This window comes from Savagea faecisuis, from assembly GCF_042675605.1.
Classification (GTDB): Bacteria; Bacillota; Bacilli; order Bacillales_A; family Planococcaceae; genus Savagea; species Savagea faecisuis.
Genome location: NZ_JBHTJF010000019.1, coordinates 25146 through 45682, shown reverse-complemented (window position 1 = coordinate 45682; position 20537 = coordinate 25146). Strand labels below are relative to the sequence as shown.

At 40.7% G+C, this 20537-nt stretch carries 17 protein-coding genes and 1 riboswitch; all 17 genes read left to right on the top strand.

What is annotated here, in order from left to right:
• The first annotated feature begins 143 nt into the window (after positions 1 to 143).
• Positions 144 to 731, top strand: a complete 588-nt coding sequence (locus ACFQ0V_RS04375; protein WP_381010148.1) for a GNAT family N-acetyltransferase — start codon at positions 144 to 146, stop codon at positions 729 to 731.
• 887 nt (positions 732 to 1618) lie between these two features.
• Entirely contained in the window at positions 1619 to 1903 is a 285-nt protein-coding gene (locus tag ACFQ0V_RS04370; protein WP_381010145.1) for a hypothetical protein, read from the top strand.
• Between the two features lies 1 nt (position 1904).
• Positions 1905 to 3554 (top strand): sodium:solute symporter family transporter, encoded by a 1650-nt coding sequence (locus ACFQ0V_RS04365; RefSeq protein ID WP_381010143.1) that lies wholly within the window; start codon positions 1905 to 1907, stop codon positions 3552 to 3554.
• Positions 3555 to 3626: 72 nt separating this feature from the next.
• Positions 3627 to 4199: a YIP1 family protein gene (locus tag ACFQ0V_RS04360; RefSeq protein WP_381010140.1), complete on the top strand. Its 573-nt coding sequence runs from the start codon at positions 3627 to 3629 to the stop codon at positions 4197 to 4199.
• 275 nt (positions 4200 to 4474) lie between these two features.
• Positions 4475 to 5260 (top strand): enoyl-CoA hydratase-related protein, encoded by a 786-nt coding sequence (locus ACFQ0V_RS04355; protein WP_381010138.1) that lies wholly within the window; start codon positions 4475 to 4477, stop codon positions 5258 to 5260.
• Positions 5261 to 5272: 12 nt separating this feature from the next.
• Positions 5273 to 6313 carry an enoyl-CoA hydratase/isomerase family protein gene (locus tag ACFQ0V_RS04350; RefSeq protein ID WP_381010135.1) on the top strand — a complete coding sequence of 347 codons (1041 nt, stop codon included), beginning with the start codon at positions 5273 to 5275 and terminating at the stop codon, positions 6311 to 6313.
• A 21-nt stretch (positions 6314 to 6334) separates the two neighbouring features.
• A complete protein-coding gene (locus ACFQ0V_RS04345) occupies positions 6335 to 8107 on the top strand; it encodes a sigma 54-interacting transcriptional regulator (protein ID WP_381010134.1) in 1773 nt (590 codons plus the stop codon).
• Between the two features lie 102 nt (positions 8108 to 8209).
• Positions 8210 to 9862 carry an acyl-CoA dehydrogenase family protein gene (locus ACFQ0V_RS04340; protein WP_381010131.1) on the top strand — a complete coding sequence of 551 codons (1653 nt, stop codon included), beginning with the start codon at positions 8210 to 8212 and terminating at the stop codon, positions 9860 to 9862.
• Positions 9863 to 9894: 32 nt separating this feature from the next.
• Positions 9895 to 10767 carry an NAD(P)-dependent oxidoreductase gene (locus tag ACFQ0V_RS04335; protein WP_381010128.1) on the top strand — a complete coding sequence of 291 codons (873 nt, stop codon included), beginning with the start codon at positions 9895 to 9897 and terminating at the stop codon, positions 10765 to 10767.
• Positions 10768 to 11035: 268 nt separating this feature from the next.
• Entirely contained in the window at positions 11036 to 12604 is a 1569-nt protein-coding gene (gene mbcS, locus ACFQ0V_RS04330) for an acyl-CoA synthetase MbcS (protein ID WP_381010124.1), read from the top strand.
• A 153-nt stretch (positions 12605 to 12757) separates the two neighbouring features.
• Complete coding sequence (locus ACFQ0V_RS04325; RefSeq protein ID WP_381010116.1) at positions 12758 to 13606, top strand: DUF72 domain-containing protein; 849 nt, start codon at positions 12758 to 12760, stop codon at positions 13604 to 13606.
• A complete protein-coding gene (locus tag ACFQ0V_RS04320) occupies positions 13606 to 14430 on the top strand; it encodes a sulfite exporter TauE/SafE family protein (protein WP_381010114.1) in 825 nt (274 codons plus the stop codon). Before ACFQ0V_RS04325 ends, ACFQ0V_RS04320 begins: the two co-directional genes overlap by 1 nt.
• Positions 14431 to 14435: 5 nt before the next feature.
• Positions 14436 to 15809 carry a bifunctional metallophosphatase/5'-nucleotidase gene (locus tag ACFQ0V_RS04315; RefSeq protein ID WP_381010111.1) on the top strand — a complete coding sequence of 458 codons (1374 nt, stop codon included), beginning with the start codon at positions 14436 to 14438 and terminating at the stop codon, positions 15807 to 15809.
• Between the two features lie 52 nt (positions 15810 to 15861).
• Positions 15862 to 16029: riboswitch (Lysine riboswitch) on the top strand.
• A gap of 75 nt (positions 16030 to 16104) precedes the next feature.
• On the top strand, positions 16105 to 17667 hold the full coding sequence (locus tag ACFQ0V_RS04310) for a Na+/H+ antiporter NhaC family protein (RefSeq protein ID WP_381010109.1): 1563 nt from the start codon (positions 16105 to 16107) through the stop codon (positions 17665 to 17667).
• Between the two features lie 150 nt (positions 17668 to 17817).
• Positions 17818 to 19344 (top strand): sodium-dependent transporter, encoded by a 1527-nt coding sequence (locus ACFQ0V_RS04305; RefSeq protein ID WP_381010107.1) that lies wholly within the window; start codon positions 17818 to 17820, stop codon positions 19342 to 19344.
• An 11-nt stretch (positions 19345 to 19355) separates the two neighbouring features.
• Positions 19356 to 19472 carry a methionine/alanine import family NSS transporter small subunit gene (locus tag ACFQ0V_RS04300; protein WP_381010104.1) on the top strand — a complete coding sequence of 39 codons (117 nt, stop codon included), beginning with the start codon at positions 19356 to 19358 and terminating at the stop codon, positions 19470 to 19472.
• 90 nt (positions 19473 to 19562) lie between these two features.
• The gene (gene lipA / locus ACFQ0V_RS04295) at positions 19563 to 20513 is read left to right on the top strand and encodes a lipoyl synthase (RefSeq protein WP_213086713.1); all 951 of its coding nucleotides are present in this window, start codon (positions 19563 to 19565) and stop codon (positions 20511 to 20513) included.
• Positions 20514 to 20537: the final 24 nt, after the last annotated feature.

Below are 20537 nucleotides of genomic sequence, written 5' to 3'. Positions count from 1 at the left end.
CGTTTTTTGTTGTTCGAAAGGAGGGGTGAACATGAGGGATAATTCAGAACTGCCGGCCAGTAGGTCCAACCATCATACAAACAACAATCAAATACAATGTGTGAGTGAGGAAGTACCTCTGTTCACACCGGGAGGTTATCATTATGCTCAAAAAACGTATCCTCAATCATTTCGAACAACAGTGCCTTTACGAAATGATGAGCCATCCTGAAGTGTTACCATTCGTTCGCCACAAAGCGTATTCATTGGAAGAGTTCACAAATGTGAATCGTGAAACAATCGAAGCAGAACTTCGTGGCGAGCTCATTTCACGTGTCATTTTAGACGCGTATGAGCAACCAGCAGGAACAATTAATTTATTCGATATTCATGGTACGAGCGGCTTTTTAGCAACTTGGCTCGGCAAAGAATTTCAAGGTAAAGGATTAAACCAAATGGCAAAATCCGAATTTTTATATGAAGTATTTACAACGACATCAATCGATACAGTATATATGTGCATCCGTAATGAAAACATTCGCTCACAACGCGCAGCGATGAAATTACCTTACGTTTCACAAGCGACAGCAACAAGCTGGGCACATTTTGAAACAGTGCGCAAAGACTACGCACAATTTCAACTACTTCAAGTGAATCGAGAAGATTTTTTACGCTACAACGAACAAGTTGTTCCATTTATCGCAGCAGAAGCTATGGAAGTTGCGCCGATGTTAGTCGCAACAGAGGGGTAAGCGTATGGATCATCCAATACAAAGATATGAAAATCCGTAAATATGGAGAGAATATACTCCATCATTTACGGATTTTTATTTTTTTAAAAATTATTTTTCCTATTTTAAAAAGTTTAATAGGAGATAAATATAATATCAAATCGACTTATCATATATGAAATCAAAGAACACTCTATACATAGTTGTCTAAATGAGAGAAAAAAGAAATGAAAACGAGCAATTGGACAATTGTCTAATGAAATATGTAAAAAAACAGTGTAAGTCGTAAAAAAATCCGTTAATTTTTGTAGAAAGTAAACAAAGTTGTGTATTTCAGTTAGACGAAACGAACAAAATAACAAAAAGTTGTCGGACTAGTTTATCGAGTTAAAAAACGACATGTTTAAAAAAGATGTCTATAATATAAATTTGTGTATAAAAGTGTCTGAAATTTTATGGTCGATCAATGTTTTTTTAGGAAAGGAAATGGAATAAAAAGTATAAAAAAGTATTTGACAACATTTTAGTAGTGAGGTATATTTCACTCATATTAGCAGCGTATTTGCTATTTCAAGCAGAAAAAACAGCTCTTGCATTATTTTAGAATGTGTTGTAAATTCAAGTTGTCATGCGAGATTAAAGGTTTTTTCGCTGTTAGCGATAGACTCCAGTATTCTTTAATGACTGTCTAGACATAATAAAGGGAAGTGTCGACAGAAAAGGATCTGGAGAGTAGATAGAGGAGGGTAGTTATAATGAGAAAGTAATAAGTTCACATTTATTTGTAAGCGCTTTCTATTTGTGTTGGGGAACATAAATGAGAGGAGAAGGTCGATTGGGGAATGGGCACTTCTTTTCTTCTTTGGAAGGTGAAACGCTACAAATGAGATAAAAGGGGGAAATAGAATATGAATGCGTATCAAAAAGAAGTGTGGTTCACGATTATTATGTCAGCTATCTTTTTAGTAGTAGGTCACTCTGGTTTATTGTTTGCGATGTTTCCAACAGACGCGATGCTCTTCGGGTTTCCAGTGATGTATATCGTCCCGATTTTGTCTGGTTGGTTCGGCGTTTTAATTTTAACGATTATTGCGGGAGCAATTGGGAATAAAATTGACGAAGCGATCGAACGTGAAAATGAGATGAAACGAGCGGAAGCAGCGGAAAAGAAATCGTCGGAAGGAGTGAACTAATATGGGGGAAAATGGATGGCAGCTTGAAAATCCGATTATCGGGATTGTCGTTGTAGCTTTAACGTTTTTATTATTCTATGTCGTTAGTTATATTTCCAACCGTTCGAGTAAATCGGTAGAAGATTTATATGCAGCAGGCGGGGGCGTCGGTGCATTTACGAACGGATTAGCGATGGCTTCTACTTATATGAGTATCGCGACGTTTTTAGGAGTTACAGGTCTTATTCTTAATATGAAAGTTCCATTCGTTATTATGTGGATTCAATTAATTTTAGCGATTCCTTTAATTACAATTATTTACGGAACCTCTTTACGACGTATGGGTGCATTTACACCGACTCACTTTATTCGTGAACGTTACGGAATTCGAGCATCGATCGTCGCAGCACTCTTTATGATTTTAGTTCAAATTATGTACGCTTTAGGTCAGATGATCGGAATTGCAGTAGCGTTTGAAACATTGCTTGGAATTCCGTACTTTGTCGGACTTGTCGCAGGTGGTTTACTCGTCATCGGGTTCGTTACAATCGGTGGAATGTCTGGAGCGACGAATAACGCGGCGATTCAAATGGTCATTATTACATTAATGTTCGTCGTGCCACTCGGTGCTATTATGAAAGCGATGGGTGGATCGGGTTGGTATTTCCCACCACTTCTATATGCAGACATGGTACCGACGATGTTGGAAGCAGTTCCGAACTTCTTTGACTATCAATATTCTGTGAAATGGTATTTCGCTATTATTCCAGCATTGACATTCGGATCACTCGGCTTACCGCACTTAGCGATGCGTGTGTATACGGCATCTAGCCTTCAAAGTGCGCGTAAAGCGATGGTTTGGTTCGCATTAGTATTAGGAGTCGTATTCTCGGCGACATATGCGATGGGGTTCGCAGGTGTTTACTTTACAGAAACGACAGGTAATCCAATTTCTGTAGAAGATGCAGATAAATTAACGATTATTTTGAACCTTGTGTATAACTCAGAATGGGTGACAGCACTCGTTATTGCGGGAGCTGTATCAGCAGGGCTTTCTACTTTAAGTGGAAACTTAATTGCGATTGGGGCACTCATTTCACAAGATATCGTTTCGACATTGCGTCCGCATTTAGCGAATAAATCAAAAGTACGTCTCGGTTATATTTCGATCGCACTCGGTGGTGTTGTCAGTGTCGTCTTAGCATTTAACCCACCTGATTTCTTAGTCGTTAGTATTTTATGGGCGTTCGGATTGGCAGCCGTAACGAACGCACCACTTATCGTTACAGGAGTTTGGTGGAAAGAGGCGAATAAATTCGGTGCGATGTCTGCCGCAATTATCGGTGGAATCGTCTACATCGTCGTATCACCGTTCGTCTTCCCTTCAATCGTCATTAGTGGCCATGCGATGACGGATGGTTTAGGGTTGTCGGGGGCGATGTTTACCGTACCGATCAGTTTCACTTTATTAATCGTCGTGTCATACGTTACGAACCGTATGCCAGGACTTCAAAAATATTTAACGAAAACTGAAGATGCGGAGTTAATTGAACGTATTCACGGCTGGGAAACAGTTAACCCAGCGCGCTACAATAGTATGGTAGCTGCGGTGATTATCGTTGTCGGAAGTATTGCGGTGTTCGCATGGGCGATCATGCCTTGGAACTTATAATGAAAATGGAGAAATTCGGTGATTGCACATCATCGAATTCTCCTTTTCTTCTATTAAAAGGAGGCGGAAACAATGAACTCACTCCAAACGATTAAAAGAAGTTTATTTTTAGATAAAGAAGCGATGGCGCAATTTAGCCAATCTGAAAAAATGGGAAAGTGGAGCATTTTCCTTATCGGATTGCTCGGAGCTATATACGGAGGGCTTTCCATTTATCAAAATCTCGAAACTGTACAGGCGTTAGAATCACCGTTATTGCGCACGGTTTTAATGCCGCTACTGCTCGTAGGTGTCGGTGTTATTACGGTATGGCTAACGGTATTTGTTTTTTCTTTATTGCTTTGGGCAGCTGCGCGTGGGTTTGGCGGAGCGGGCATTTTACGCATCATTCGTCGCGTGACGAGCATAGCTCTTTTGCCGGCAGCATTTGCGATGCCAGCGTTCATTACATTTACGAGTGGCGGGACGTTAACGATGCTTCATATCGGATTAGCGCTCGTAGCTCTCATTTGGATTTATTTACTTTGTGTTAAGGCGTTGGAAGCGACTCAACAATTCGAAACGAAAAAAGCGTATATTGCAGTTCTCATTATGTTTGTTTTCTTTACGAGTATTTATTACATTATATTGCCACCCGTTGCTTGATCTCTTGCCGACGAACGTTGCGAACGTTCGTTTTTTTATTTGTCTAAAATTGTTGTTTAGACAAACTAAAAGTGAAATGAAGAACAATGTAGAGTGAACATGTTCAATGAGCATAAAGTGTAAAAATGTGTATGTACAAAACTATACAATAATGTATAATTGTATATACAGATAGTCGTTTTTACAATTTAAAAATGTTGAAAGCGCTATCATTTAGACATTGGCATACAACTTGCATTACTTATATAGGCAAATCAACTGGAAAGGGGAAAAGTATGATGAGTGAATATTCAAATGTAACAGTAGAAAATCATATTGCAGTATTGGAGATTGATCACGCACCAGCGAACGCACTGTCTTCGCACGTTATTCAAGAGTTGCGAGATGAAGTGAGAAAATTGGGTGAGCAAGACGATGTTCATGCAATTATCATCACAGGAAAAGGACGCTTTTTCGTAGCGGGCGCGGACATTAAAGAATTCATTCCAGCGATGGGGAACGATGAGAATGGATTAAATATGGCGAAAGCGGGACAAGCGTTATGCGATGAAATTGAAGCGTTACGCAAACCAGTGATCGCAGCAGTGAATGGTCCAGCATTAGGGGGCGGACTTGAAATTGCATTAGGATGTCACGTTCGTTTAGCGAGTGAGAAAGCGATTTTAGGATTGCCTGAATTGAACTTAGGGCTAATTCCGGCATTTGGAGGAACGCAACGTCTCGCACGTTTGACAAATGAAGCAGTAGCACTCGACTTAATTTTATCAGGTCGTCACATTAGTGCAGCTGAAGCGAAAGATTTACACATCGTTCAATACGTCGTTCCAGGGGAAGAATTGCTCGAAAAAGCGAAAGAAGTGGCCGCATCTTATGTAAGCGCTCACAGTAACACATCGATCTCTCGTGCGATGAAGGCAGTTCAAGAAGGACTAGCGACAAGCTTAGAAGAAGGATTGAAAGTAGAACGTGAAATGTTCGCAGAATTGTTCTTAACGGAAGATGCGAAAGAAGGCGTTACAGCGTTCAGCGAAAAGCGTGCAGCTGAATTCAAGCATAAATAAGGAGGGATTTTTGTGGGAGAAGTACTCGTTGTAAAACATGAGAACGGGCTTGGAGAATTAATTTTAAATCGCCCGAAAGCGTTAAACTCATTAAATACAGATATGCTTTTAATTATTCAAAAGGCGTTAGAAGAATGGAAGACGGATGATTCAGTGCAAGCTGTATTGTTGCGTAGCGACTTAGAACGTGCGCTCTGTGCAGGTGGAGACATCAAAATGCTTCATGCGGCACAAGAATCAGAAGAAAATCGTCAAGCGGCGATGAACTTCTTTGACATTGAGTATGATGTTGATTTAACAATCGCAGAATACGACAAACCGATCATCGCTTACTTAAACGGAATTGTCATGGGTGGCGGTGTCGGACTTACACAAGGAGCAAGTCACCGTATCGTGACAGAAACGACACGTTGGGCAATGCCTGAAATGAATATCGGTTTCTTCCCGGACGTAGGGGGATCTTACTTTTTAAATCAAGCACCAGGACAAGTTGGACGTTACTTAGCATTATCAGCGAGCACGATCGGTGCACAAGATGCGATTTATGCGAAAGTGGCAGATGAATATGTGCTGAGCGAAAACTTATCAGCTTTAACGGAAGATTTAAAGCAAGCTGACTTTTCAAGCGGTTCAGCGAAAGAAGTCGTTGAGCAGGCGATCGCAAAAGTTCGAGCAACATTCGACGGAGAAGGGAAGCTTGAACAACAACGCGCGGCCATCGACGAACATTTCGCAAAAGAGACGGTAGAAGATATTATCGCATCACTTGAAAGTGCCGACGATGAGTTTTCTCAAAAAACAGCAAGCATCGTAAAAGGGAAATCACCTGTCTCGTTAAAAGTAACGTTAGAACAATTAAAACGTGGAGAAGGAAAGTCGTTGAAAGACTGTTTAGCGATGGAATTAAACATCGGCTCAAATTTCTTAAAGCATAAAGATTTTTACGAAGGAATTCGTTCAGTCGTCATCGACAAAGATCAAAATCCACAATATGAATATAAAAATTTAGAAGACGTTTCGGAGGCGTTTGTCGATTCATTTTTCACAGCGTAAATAGAAAGGTTTGGTGATGATATGTTTGCCTTTGAAAAAGAGACCGAAGTGAAAGATTGGATGCGTCGTAATTATTTAACGATTCAGCATACGAGTATCGTTCGAGATGCGATTCATCTCGTTATGCAAGTTGAATTGAATGAATTGCCAGTCATTCAAGATGATAAAATTATCGGTGTTTTCAATTTAAAGACGTATGTTCAAGCGTTGCAAAGTGCAGAGCAAATAGATCAAACAGACTCAGTCACCAAATGGATGAGCAAAACATTCGCTTACGTAATGGAAAATGAAAAGATGATGCATATCGAAACAGTGCCGAGCTATGTGGTCGATACGGACTATACGTTAATCGGCGTCGTCGATCAAGCTGTGCGTCACGATTATCATAAGGCGGCTGTACAAGAAATTAAACGTCTACAAGAATTGGAACATTGGTACAGTTTAACATTCGATCTCGCTTATGAAGGACTCGTGATTGTTGATAATGACGGCATCATTCGTGTCATGAACGATGCGTACTGTCGCTATGTCGGGCTGAATAAAGAACAAGCGGTCGGCAAGCGAGCAGCGGACGTTATCGAAAATACACGTTTACCTGTCGTGTTAAAGACAGGGGTACCTGAACGAAGCCAAGCGCACGTGTTAGGGGGACATAATTTAGTCGTTCACCGTTTGCCAATCTGGCGCGATAAAAAAGTAGTCGGAGCTGTCGGGATGCTGTTGTATGAAGGGGTTGCTGAAATTTATCAAGCTGTCCAGCGCATGCAAAAGCTAGAAGTGACAGACAAGGAAGGACTTCACATCAATTGGGAGAGTGAAGAAGAGCGAAATTCAATCGTTCGTTTCGATGATATTTTGGGAGATAGTTTAATTATTACACGAACGAAAAATATCGCGATCCGTGCGAGTGACACGCAAGCGACCGTGTTGATTACTGGGGAGAGCGGAGTTGGAAAAGAGCAATTTGCGAAAGCGATTCATGATATGGGAATTATGAAAGCAGGCAACTTCGTCAGTATCAACTGTGCTGCAATTCCAGATAATTTAATCGAATCAGAGCTTTTCGGTTATGAGGAAGGAGCTTTCACTGGAGCGAAGCGTGGTGGCCATAAAGGAAAGTTCGAAATGGCTCACAATGGCACATTGTTTTTAGATGAAATCGGTGAAATGTCTTTAAACATTCAAGCGAAAATATTACGTGTGTTGCAAGAGCGTGAAGTAGAGCGAATTGGAGGGACAGAAGCGATTCCAATCGATACTCGAATTATCGCAGCGACGAACCGTAATTTAAAAGAGATGGTACAAGCGGGAGAGTTTCGCGAAGACTTGTACTACCGTTTAAATGTCATCCCGATTGAAATTCCACCATTAAGAGAAAGATTGACAGATATTCCACTCATCGTTTCGTATAAGTTGAAAGAATTGGCGAAAAAATATGGGAAAGAGAAAACAATCGAAGAACAAATTATTCGAAAGTTTTACAACCATAGCTGGCCAGGAAATGTTCGCGAACTCGTTAATATGTTAGAGCGTTTATATGTTTTAACAGACGAAGATCATATTCGCATTAATGATTTAACGATTCATTTATTTCAAGAGCACGAACAAACGGTGACACCATCTATTCATCCACAACCTGTTGAAAATTTAGAAGAGTTGTTGGAAATGGAAGATCGCCGTTCGATTATACGTGCTTTACAAGAAACGGGTGGCAATAAGACGAGAGCTGCACAATTATTAAACATATCGAGAGCGACACTTTATAACAAATTGAATCGTTATAAAATGTCTTAAATGTACACGACAAAATGAAAGCGTTTTAATAAGGCTCATGGTGAGCATCATGAGCCGCATTATTTCACATATAGGGTAGTTAAAAAAGGGAGGATGTTTACGATGACAAGAACTTATATTTTTCCACAAATGAATGACACGACAAAAAAATTCGCACCAGACCACTTCAATGATGAAGAGAAATTAATTGAACAGACAGTGGAGCAATTCGCAGCAGAGCGAGTATATCCATCACTTGAAAAATTAGAGTCATACGACTACGCAACAGCGCGCCAATTGTTTGAAGAAGCAGGAGAGCTCGGACTTTTAGGAGCGGATGTTCCAGAAGATTATGACGGGATGGAAATGGGGAAGAAAATTTCAGGACTCGTCGCAGAAGGGCTCGGACATGGCAGTAGTTTCGGAGTCTCGTTCAACATACATACAGGGGTGGGAACACTTCCTTACATGTACTTCGGAACGCCAGAACAGAAGAAGAAATGCTTGCCGAAACTCGCTTCAGGAGAGTGGGTTGGTGCATACGCATTGACAGAACCGAACGCTGGTTCAGATGCGCTTGCAGCGAAAGCGACAGCGAAATTAAACGATGACGGTTCTTACCGTTTAAACGGTGAGAAACAATGGATCACGAACGCTCACTTAGCGAATGTGTACGTCGTATTCGCTAAGACAGAAGAAGGTATGACAGCATTTATCGTCGAGCGCGACATGCCAGGCGTTTCAGTCGGACCTGAGGAACAAAAGATGGGGATCAAAGGTTCTTCAACAGCGACATTAATTTTAGAAGATGTGAATGTCCCAGAAGAAAATATTTTAGGTGAGCGCGGTAAAGGGCATTACATCGCATTAAACATTTTAAACTTAGCTCGTCTAAAATTAGCATTTTCTAATATTGGATCGGGAAAACAAGCGTTCAATACAGCGCTTCAATATACGCAAGAACGTAAACAATTCAATCGTGAATTATCGCAATTTTCAATGTTACGCGAAAAGCTCGCAATGATGGCAGCGTCGATTTATCGAGCGGAAACAGGCGTTTACTATACAGCACGCCTCATCGATGAAGAAGACCTTTCAGAAGAAAATATTTTAAAAGTGCTTCCACAATATGCAGCAGATTGTGCGTTGAATAAAGTAGCAGCATCTGAAATGCTCGACTATGTTGTCGATGAAGGGGTTCAAATGCATGGTGGATACGGATATATGGAAGAGTATGATATCGAGCGCATGTACCGTGACGCACGAATCAACCGTATTTTCGAAGGGACGAACGAAATTAACCGCCTCACAGTAGCACGAAGCATTACGAAATTGTTTGCGAAAGATGCATCTGTTTTCGAAGCGGACGATGCGTTAGGCAATGAACAATATAATAAAGCGTTAGCAGCATTTAATAAAGTGATGCAAACATTGACGAGTGAGGAAGTCATTTCATTAAAAGAGTTCGAAAATGAGCAAGAATTAATGCGTCTCATTTCAGATACAGTGATGGACTTATACTTAATGAAAGCAGTGCTTATTCGCGTGGAAGAATCGAAAAAGCGCGACATCGAGCAAGCACTTGTAGCGTACATTACACATGATAGCAGCCGCAAAATTCAAGCGAACTTATTAGAAATTACAGCACGTATCGCTAAAGATCCAGCGGCACTCCAAGGGGAAATTCGTGATTTAACAGTAGATTCAGTGGACTTGATCGGTCTGAAGCGTCAAATTGCAGACTACATGATTGAAAAAGGTTCATATTCACTATAATTCAACACACATTCACAAAAGGGGGATTTTATATGAAAAAGGTAGGAGTAATTGGACTCGGTAATATGGGATTACCGATGGCGAAAAACTTATTAGCGAAATTTGAAGTGTACGGAAACGACATCAATGAGGCAGCATTAAAAGAGTTAGAAAGTCTCGGGGGGAAAATTGCGACAGGTCCAGCACAGTTAGCGGAAGAGTGTGACGTTATTTTAACGAGCTTGCCTTCTGAAGCGGTCGTCGATGCAGTTTACTTGGGGAAAGACGGCATCTTCAACAATCCGACGAATGCAATTATCGTCGATACGAGCACAGTATCACCTGAAATGAACTCGAAACTCGAAAAAATTGCGAAAGAGAAAAATATTCGATTTTTAGCTGCACCTGTAAGTGGTGGTGTAATCGGAGCGGAAAATCGTACATTGACATTTATGGTCGGTGGAGATAAAGCGACATTCGATGAAGTAATGCCGGTATTCGAACAATTAGGAGAAAATATTTTCTTAGTTGGCGAACAAATCGATAGCGGAACGACTGTGAAACTCATCAACAACTTATTAATCGGTTTCTACACAGCAGGAGTTGCAGAAGCGCTCCATATCGCAAACAAACAAAATATCGATTTAGATATGTTGTTCTCTATTTTAAACGTCAGTTATGGACAGAGCCGTATTTATGACCGTAACTACAATACATTTATCGCTAAAGATGATTATGAACCAGGATTTGCACTTGCACTTTTATTAAAAGACGTAAACTTCGCATTAGATTTAGCGAAAAGTCACGGTCTCGATTTGCCAATTAGTGAACAATTACAACAATTGTACACACAAGCAAACGAGGAAGGATACGGTCCGAAAGATATGGCTGTCTTGTATGAACGAGTAAAAGAACAGTCAAAATAAATAAAATTTATGATTGAAGCAAGAAAGAGTGTATGAGAGTAAATTGTTATGTTAAAACGAAATAGAAAGGAAGTCGATCACTTCCTTTCTTCGTTCTAATTTTTTACAAAAATGGGTTGAAATCTCTTAATGTAAGGGTTATCATTAATGTAATGATTTTTGTGAAGGGGAAAGCAGAAATCACTTATTATTATTTTTAAGTAATTTTTATTCATACTTAAATTTGGGGTTAACACACTTTAGTAATTCAAACGGAGGGGAATGCGTTATGACAAACAAAGACATTATTGCACCAGAGAACTATAATATTATTCAAGAATTCGAACAGTTTACATCTGATCCTGAAAGAATTGCACTCGTTTGGCAAAGTGAAGCAGGGGAAGAAAAGAAGATTACGTATGATGAATTAATTAAAGGTGCAAATAAAATTGGAAACGTTTTCAAAAAACAGGGGTTGAAAAAAGGTGATGCGATTCTCGTTATGCTTCCACGTTTAATCGAGGCATACCAAACGTATATCGCAGCATTAAAAATTGGTTTAATCGTTGCACCAAGTTCAGAATTACTTCGCGCAAGCGATTTAAAATATCGTATTAACCACGGAGATATTAAAGCGGTCGTATCTTATCATCCATATGTCGATCGTTTCAATGACGTGGAAGAAGTTCAAGAAGTTGAACGATTCGTTGTAGGTGGCGATACAGACAATTGGACAAACTTAATCGCTGCAGCAGATTCAGAATCGAATGAATTAGAAATGTCGGATACGACACGCGACTCAACAGCGTTCTTATCGTTTACATCAGGGACGACAGGAAATCCGAAAGCAGTTATTCATGCGCACGGATGGGGGTATACACACCTTCGTTTAGCAGCTAAAAAATGGTTGACGATTAAAGAAGGAGATCGTGTATGGGCAACGGCAGGTCCAGGATGGCAAAAGTGGATTTGGAGTCCGTTCTTAGCGACGCTCGGACTCGGAGCAACAGGTTACGCTTACTACGGTAGCTTCGATCCGGAGAAGTATTTACAAATGCTTCAAGACAATGAAATTAACGTCCTTTGCTGTACACCGACAGAGTACCGCCTCATGTCGATCGTTGATGATATTGGCAAATACGACTTAAGCAAATTACGTTCTGCTGTATCAGCAGGAGAGCCGTTGAACCGTGAAGTAATGGATACGTTCAAAAAGCACTTTAACTTAACGGTGCGCGACGGATACGGTCAAACAGAAAACACATTGTTAATCGGTGTGCTAGAAGGAATGGAAGTTCGTCCAGGCTCGATGGGTAAACCGATGTTTGAAGGCATGATTGAAATTATCGACGATGAAGGAAAGCCGACAGCTGTAGGACAAGTTGGAGATATCGCGATTCATAAAGATACACCTGCATTGTTCCGTGGTTACTACAAAGAGCCAGAGCGTACAGCAGCTCAATTCCGTGGTGATTACTACGTGACGGGAGACCGGGCTTCGAAAGACGAGGACGGGTACTACTGGTTTGAAGGTCGTTCAGATGATATTATCATCAGTTCGGGTTATACGATTGGACCTTTCGAAGTTGAAGATGCATTGCTCAAACACCCAGCTGTCCAAGAGTGTGCGGTCGTTGCGAGTCCAGACCCAATTCGTGGTAGCGTCGTTAAAGCATTCATCGTATTGCGTGGCAATAAATACACGCCAGGTGAAGAATTAACGAAAGAAATTCAAGATCACGTGAAAACAGTAACAGCACCTTATAAGTACCCACGTATTATCGAATTCGTTGAGGAGCTTCCGAAAACAATTTCAGGAAAAATCCGCCGTGTTGAATTACGTGAACAAGAAGAATAGAAACTATGAGCGTATAGACAGTGAAAATTGTCTATACGCTTTTTTTCTCAAGGATTTGCAAAATACAGAAGTGACCTACTTTTTTTGCAACTTAACATGCGAAGCCTTTTATAAAATATGGTATGATAAAGCTAATCTTTAGGAGGATTTTGCATGATTCGAATTGGGTTAACTGGATGGGGTGACCATCCATCTTTATATACGTCGACAGCGGCTTACAAGTTGGTCGATTACAGTGCACATTTTCCAGTAGTTGAAGTAGATTCAAGTTTTTACGCAATCCCTCGAGAGACGACGATTCGAAAATGGATTGATGAAACACCTGAATCTTTTCAATTCATTGTGAAGGCGTATAAAGGTATGACGGGACACTTACCGAAATCTGAATGGCCGTTTGACACAGCAGAAGAGATGTTTGAAGCGTATCGACAAGCATTTTTACCGATGCAACAGTCGGGAAAATTAGCGTTTTTACTTTTTCAGTTCCCTCCTTCTTTTCTTTGTGGAACGAAAGAAGTAAATTTATTGCGATACATTCGACAGCAACTACCTGAGTTCGATATCGCCATTGAGTTTCGACATATGTCTTGGTTTGAAGGAGAACGGACTCAAGCAACATTGCAATTTTTGCAGGAGCAGCGTTTCATTCATACGATTGTAGACGAACCGCAAATCGGTATGGGATGCGTGCCGAAAATTGTTGCGCAAACTGCACCGAAAATGTTTTATCGTTTACATGGACGGAATGACAAAGGATGGATCAATACATTCGGCTCTTCAGAAGCGTGGCGGAAAGTGCGCTATTTATACAATTATTCGGAACGAGAATTATTAGATTTACAAAAAATTGTACAACGAGAACAAGGCGAGCAATACATTATTTTTAACAACAATTCAGGACATCACGCTGCGCCGAATGCGAAGCGTCTTCAACAGTTATTACAAATTGAATATGAAGATTTAGCACCGATGCAACTGGATTTATTTAAGGAGGATTTGTAATGGCATATGTTATATTGGCGCTCATCGCGCTCGCTTCAGGAGTCATCGGAGCGCTTGTCGGCCTAGGTGGCGGCATTATACTCGTTCCACTCACACTCTATTTCGGAGCGGAACTCGGATGGATCGAAGGCATTAACCCTCAAAAAGTAGTCGGTCTTTCTGTCATCATGATGATTTTTACAGGATTATCATCTACGTTATCGCATATGAAAGCGAAAACAGTAGATTATCGAAGTGGTTTGATTTTCTTCGCGGGAAGTGTTCCGGGGACATTGATTGGAGCCTACGTGAATAAAGGTTTAGAAATCGCGTCATTTAACTTATATTTCGGAATTTTATTAATTATTTTAGCGACGATTTTACTCGTGCGAGACAAGGTGAAGCCGATTCATTGGTTTGTTGATCACGGTACGAAACGTACTTTCATCGATCCGGCAGGAGAAACGCATGTCTATGGGTATCCGATTTGGTTCGCATTATTGTTGACATTCGGAATCGGTTTTGCATCAGGGTTGTTTGGAATTGGTGGGGGGTCAATCCTCGTACCTGCGATGCTTATTTTGTTTTTATTCCCACCACATGTAGCGGTCGCGACGAGTATGTTTATGGTCTTTTTATCAGCGATCGTCAACTCAATTTCGCACATTTATTTAGGAAACGTTCCGTGGTTGTATACACTCCCAGTCATTCCAGCGGCTTATCTCGGAGCGACTCTCGGATCGATGTTGAATCGTAAAATGCAATCGAAGACAGTCGTCACGATGTTGCGCATTATATTACTCATTATCGGGATCCGTTCAATTATCGATGGTATATGGGGGTGAGCGTAATGGATTCATTGGAAACCATTCATATTTATCATTTAAATGATGTGCATAGTCATTTTCATAATTGGCCTCAAATGAGTCGGTTCATTCGGGAAAAAACAGCGATTCATCAAAAGGAAGGAGCTTCTACGTTCACTTTTGATTTAGGTGATTTTATCGATCGTTCCCATCCATTGACCGATGCGACGAAAGGAAAAGCGAATGTTCAACTTTTAAATGAAATGGGTGTTGACGCGGTAACAATCGGCAATAATGAAGGAATTACGATGGCTCATAAAGATTTAGAACGTCTTTATGAAAAAGCGGAGTTCGATGTGCTCGTCAGCAATTTAAATCATTTAGACGGGACACCTTTCGCAAAACGCTCCGCTATTTATGAAACACCATTTGGCACGAAAATTGGCGTATTCGGTGTGACAGCACCTTACTATCAGTTTTATAAACAGTTAGAGTGGGAAGTGACAGACCCTTATGAAGCGGTTGCTGAAATGGTTGAGGTGTTAGCGCCTAATGTAGATATTTTAATTTGTCTCTCTCATATCGGTGAACGATTCGACCGTGAAATTGCGAAGCGTCATCCAGAACTGACTATTATTTTAGGTGCACATACGCACCATTTATTTAAAAATGGTGAACGTGTGAATGAGAGCTTGTTAGGGGCGACGGGAAAGTATGCGGAGTATATTGGACATATGAAGTTAAAAGTCGATGAAAATCATCGAGTCGTCAGTCGTCGTGCAGGTGTTATTCGAACGGATCAACTTGCGGTAACGTATCAAGATGCTCAGTTTTCAGAGAATTATATGAAAAAAGGAAAAGAATTATTAAATAAGCCAATTTTTCATAATGAATTTAATTTGAGCAATGATTTATTTCAAACGACGGAACTCGATCGTTTCTTCGGACGAGCACTTTTAGAATATACGGGCGCTGATTGTGCGATGTTTAATTCAGGTATTTTTTTAGGGAGTTTGCGACGCGGGTACGTGACGAGCGAACAACTCCATGAATTGTTACCTCACCCTATCAATGTTGCAACTGTCGAAGTTGAAGGCTCCTTTTTAATGCACATTTATGAAAAAACGAAAGCGGAAGATTGGCCGAGAATTGAAGTGCGTGGATTAGGATTTAGAGGAACGTTGATGGGGAAGATGCATTTTGAACGCTTGTATGAAAAAACAAATGGGACGATTTTCATCGGAAATCGACCGTTGCGTCGCGATGAAACGTACACTTTAGCGACATTAGATATGTTTACGTTCGGATTTTTCTTCCCGGAATTATCCGAACTTCCGAAAAAATATTACATGCCAGAACTTATCCGAGATGTGTTCGCTTGGTATGGTGTACGTTCTTTCGGAGAACTATCTTCATGAGCGCTTGCATGCAATACGAAAAACTGTTAAAGTAAATGAACAAAAGAAAATAGTGTGAAGTAGAGGTTGCAAAATCGAAGAGTATCTTTTTGGAGCGGACAGCGAAGAAGAAGAGAGAAAGGCGATTTTGCCGAAAAGTAGAAGAGGTCACTGTTCTGCTTTGGGGTTACATAAAATATGTGTAACACTGTCATCCGAAAGATGTTGGGCTACTTAAAATGTTCGTCATTGAATATTAGCCTAAAACCGATACGTTCCTGCGTATCGGTTTTTTGAATAGAGAGGAGTTTTTCATATGATTGGTAGTATTGCGTCAATCGTTCCACCGATTATTGCAATCGTCATGGTTTTATTAACGAAACGTGTCATTTTATCGCTCGGGTTCGGTATTTTAAGTGCGGCGATTTTAATTAGTTTAGATGGCCATTCATTTTTCACGGTATTAGGAAAAGGAATGATCGCTTCTTTATGGGATGGAGGAGCGTTTAACTGGAGTAACATATTCATTATGTTGTTCATTTTATTGTTAGGTATTATTACAGCTTTCGTCAGCTTGTCAGGTGGAACGAGAGCGTTCGCTGATTGGGCGACGAGACGAGTGAAAACACGTCGCGGAGCGAAATTATTAACGGTCTTTTTAGGTCTTTTATTTTTCATTGATGACTATTTCAACGCTTTAGCGGTCGGACAAATTGCGCGACCGATTAGCGATAAACAACGTGTGTCACGTGCGCAACTTGCGTACTTTATCGACTCGACGAGCGCACCGATTTGTGTCGTCTCACCAATTTCAAGTTGGGGAGCGTTTTTAATTGGTCAGCTCGCATCGATTTTAGGAGCTGCGGCGATTGTAACGTATTCTCCGTTATCAGCCTTCGTTTTAATGGCACCGATGAACTTCTACGTTGTAGCGACATTAATTTTCGTCTTCTATTTCGCTTTGACGAACGTTTCATTCGGAGGCATGCGCGATCACGAAATGCGCGCTATTGAAACAGGTGAATTGTATGATGCATCAAAAGATATTCCAGGAGAGTTAAAGGAAGATTTCCCAGAGCATAGTTACGGTCGTGTGCGAGACTTAGTATTGCCGATCGTCGTGTTAATTCTCGTGACATTTACGATGATGTTCATTACGGGAGCACGCGCAAGCGATAGTATGAGCATTTGGGCTATTTTTGAAGAGACGGACGTTCCATTATCATTAGCTGTCGGGGGATTAATCGGGGCGTCACTAGCAGTCGCTTTATACATTGGACAAATGAAGAAGAACGAAACAGCTTCTTGGGGCTGGGTTGGTACAGCGTTAAAAACAGGTATTCAATCGATGGCTCCAGCGGTTCTCATTTTATTTTTCGCTTGGGCGTTGACAGACTTTATCGGAACGTTAGAAACAGGTAGTTATTTAGCATCCATCGTCGAACAGACGAATGTTTCTCCAGCCTTTTTACCGTTTGTGCTCTTTATTTTTGGTGGTTTAATTGCCTTTTCAACAGGGACATCTTGGGGTTCGTTCGGTATTTTATTACCGATCGCGGCAGATGTCATGATCGCGACAGACGTGTCATTATTGTTGCCCGCTATGAGTGCTGTATTAGCAGGAGCAGTATTCGGAGACCACTGTTCACCGATTTCCGATACGACGATTTTATCTGCGACAGGAGCGGGTTGTAACCATATCGATCACGTATCGACACAGTTGCCGTATGCGATTTTATCAGCGCTCGTCGCAGGCTTCGGTTATCTCGTGTTCGCCTTTACGACATCGATTGTCATTAGCTTAATTGCATTATTGATTGTGATGGTTATTGTTTTAACTGTTTTATCAAAAAGAAGCAAGATGCCAGTTGCATTATAAGAAAGAAAGACGTTAAGAAGTAGAAACATTGCTTTTTAACGTCTTTTTTGTAATTTTTAACGAAAACCGTTCACCATATTGACAATATTCTGAATATTAGATAAAATTCCAGTATAATAAATGAAAAGTAAGAAGGAAGGGGTGGGGCATATGGACAATCAACAAAATTCACAATGGGGCACACGAGCAGGTTTTATTTTAGCAGCAATCGGGTCAGCAGTTGGACTCGGTAACATTTGGCGTTTTCCATACGTTGCGTATGAAAACGGTGGAGGCGCTTTCTTTATTCCGTACTTATTCGCATTATTAACTGCAGGAATCCCTATTTTGATTATGGAATTTACGATTGGGCATAAATATCGTGGTTCTAGTCCGTTGTCATTTTTTAGATTAGCAGGGAAGAAAGCAGAATGGATTGGCTGGTGGGGAGTCATTGTAGCTTTCGTCATTTCCACTTATTACTCGGTCATCATTGCCTGGGCAATAAAATATACAGGCTATGCGTTTACGATGAAATGGGGACAAGATACGAAGGACTTCTTATATGGGGATGTATTGAAACTTTCAGAAGTGCCTGGAGAAATCGGGGGATTCGTTCCGGGCGTGCTCATTCCACATTTATTCGTTTGGGCAATTGTTTTCCTTATTTTATTCGGGGGAGTTAAAAAAGGAATAGAATTTGCGAATAGAATTTTCATTCCATTATTAACGGTTGTTTTCATTGCGATTGTCATTCGCGCTGTCACTTTACCTGGTGCAATGATTGGATTACAGTCATTTTTCCAACCAGACTTAAGCAAGTTGACGAATGCGACTGTTTGGGTAGCGGCATACGGTCATATTTTCTTCAGTTTATCGATCGCCTTTGCCATTATGATTACGTATTCAAGTTATTTACCTAAAAAATCAGACGTGACGAACAACGCGTTTATTACAGGGTTTGCGAATTCAAGCTTCGAATTGTTAGCAGGGATTGGGGTATTCGCAGCGCTCGGATTCATGGCTTTACAAAGTGGCTTACCGATTGATAAAGTCGTATCAGTAGGTGTCGGATTAGCATTCGTCGCATTCCCATCTATCATCAATGAAATGCCGGGAATGAATGCAATTTTCGGAGTGTTATTCTTCTTATCTTTAACGTTAGCAGGAATTTCATCATTAATTTCCATTGTGGAAACGTACATTGCAGGAATTCAAGATAAATTTAATATTTCACGTGGGAAAGCGGTCTTTTTCGGAGTTGGCTTATCGATGTTATTCTCTTTAATTTACTCGACGAATAGCGGTCTTTATTTCTTAGACACAGTCGATTACTTCATCAATAATTTCGGTGTAGCAGCACTCGGATTAGTAGAAGTTGTCGCGATCGTTTGGATATTCAAAAAGCTCGATACGTTACAAACGCATGCGGATGCTGTATCTGATATTCGTTTAGGAGCATGGTGGAGAATTTCATTGCGTTACATTACACCAGTTGTACTCGGTTACATGTTTATCGATTTATTACGCGTTAACGTTATGCGATTACATGATTCAAAAACAGGAAACTACGAAGGGTATACGAATGAGTTCATCATGACAGCGGGTTGGTCAGTTGCTGTAGGGGCATTAGTATTCGGCATCCTCTTCATGCTGTTGAAATGGCGTAAAGATCCACAGAGAGAACTGTATAAATAGGAGGGGTACTTATGACAGCTAGTGCAATCTTTATGATGATTGTCGGAATTTTAATTATTTGGGGTGGTCTTGCAGCGAGTATCATTCATGCCGTTATGAAATCGAGAAAGTCAATTGAAGGAAATTAAGCGAATTTCATAAAAAAGGAGCAAGAATGTTTTGTTGTCGACATTTGCAATTTGTGTTACATTGACAAATAGAATGAGCACTCAAATTTTCTGAAAGAAACGGAGTCGAGCAAAGTGACAACAAAACGCAAAGATGAATACTTACGCAAACCGGAATGGTTGAAGATTAAGTTAAATACGAACGAAAACTATACAGGGTTAAAAAAGTTAATGCGTGAAAAAAACTTGCATACGGTATGTGAAGAAGCAAAATGTCCGAACATTCATGAGTGTTGGGCAGAGCGCCGTACAGCGACGTTCATGATTTTAGGGGATACGTGTACACGTGCTTGCCGTTTCTGTGCGGTAAAAACTGGGCTTCCTACAGAATTAGATCGTGCGGAGCCAGAGCGTGTAGCGGATTCTGTCGCATTAATGAACTTAAAGCATGCGGTTGTAACAGCTGTAGCACGAGATGATTTAAAAGATGGTGGATCGGAAATTTTCGCTGAAACGATTCGCGCGATTCGTCGTAAAAGTCCATTTACAACAGTCGAAGTCCTTCCTTCTGATATGGGGGGAGATATCGACAATTTACAACGTTTAATGGATGCGAAACCAGACATTTTAAACCATAATATCGAAACGGTTGAACGTTTAACACCACGTGTTCGCGCACGTGCAACGTACCCGCGTTCACTTGAGCTTTTGCGTCGTGCGAAAGAAATGTATCCTGAAATCCCAACAAAATCGTCATTGATGGTAGGACTTGGAGAGACGAAGGAAGAAATCATTCAAACGATGGATGACCTTCGCGCAAACAATGTCGACATTATGACGATCGGTCAATATTTACAACCGTCACGTAAACACTTAAAAGTACAAAAATATTATACGCCTGAAGAGTTTAATGAATTATATGAAATCGCTATGTCAAAAGGCTTCTCACACTGTGAAGCAGGTCCACTCGTGCGCTCAAGTTATCACGCGGACGAACAAGTGAACGCTGCAGCTCGTGAGCGTCAAAAACAAGGTGAACAAGAGCTTCAAGCGAAACAATAATCGATTGGAGAATCTATTCGTGGA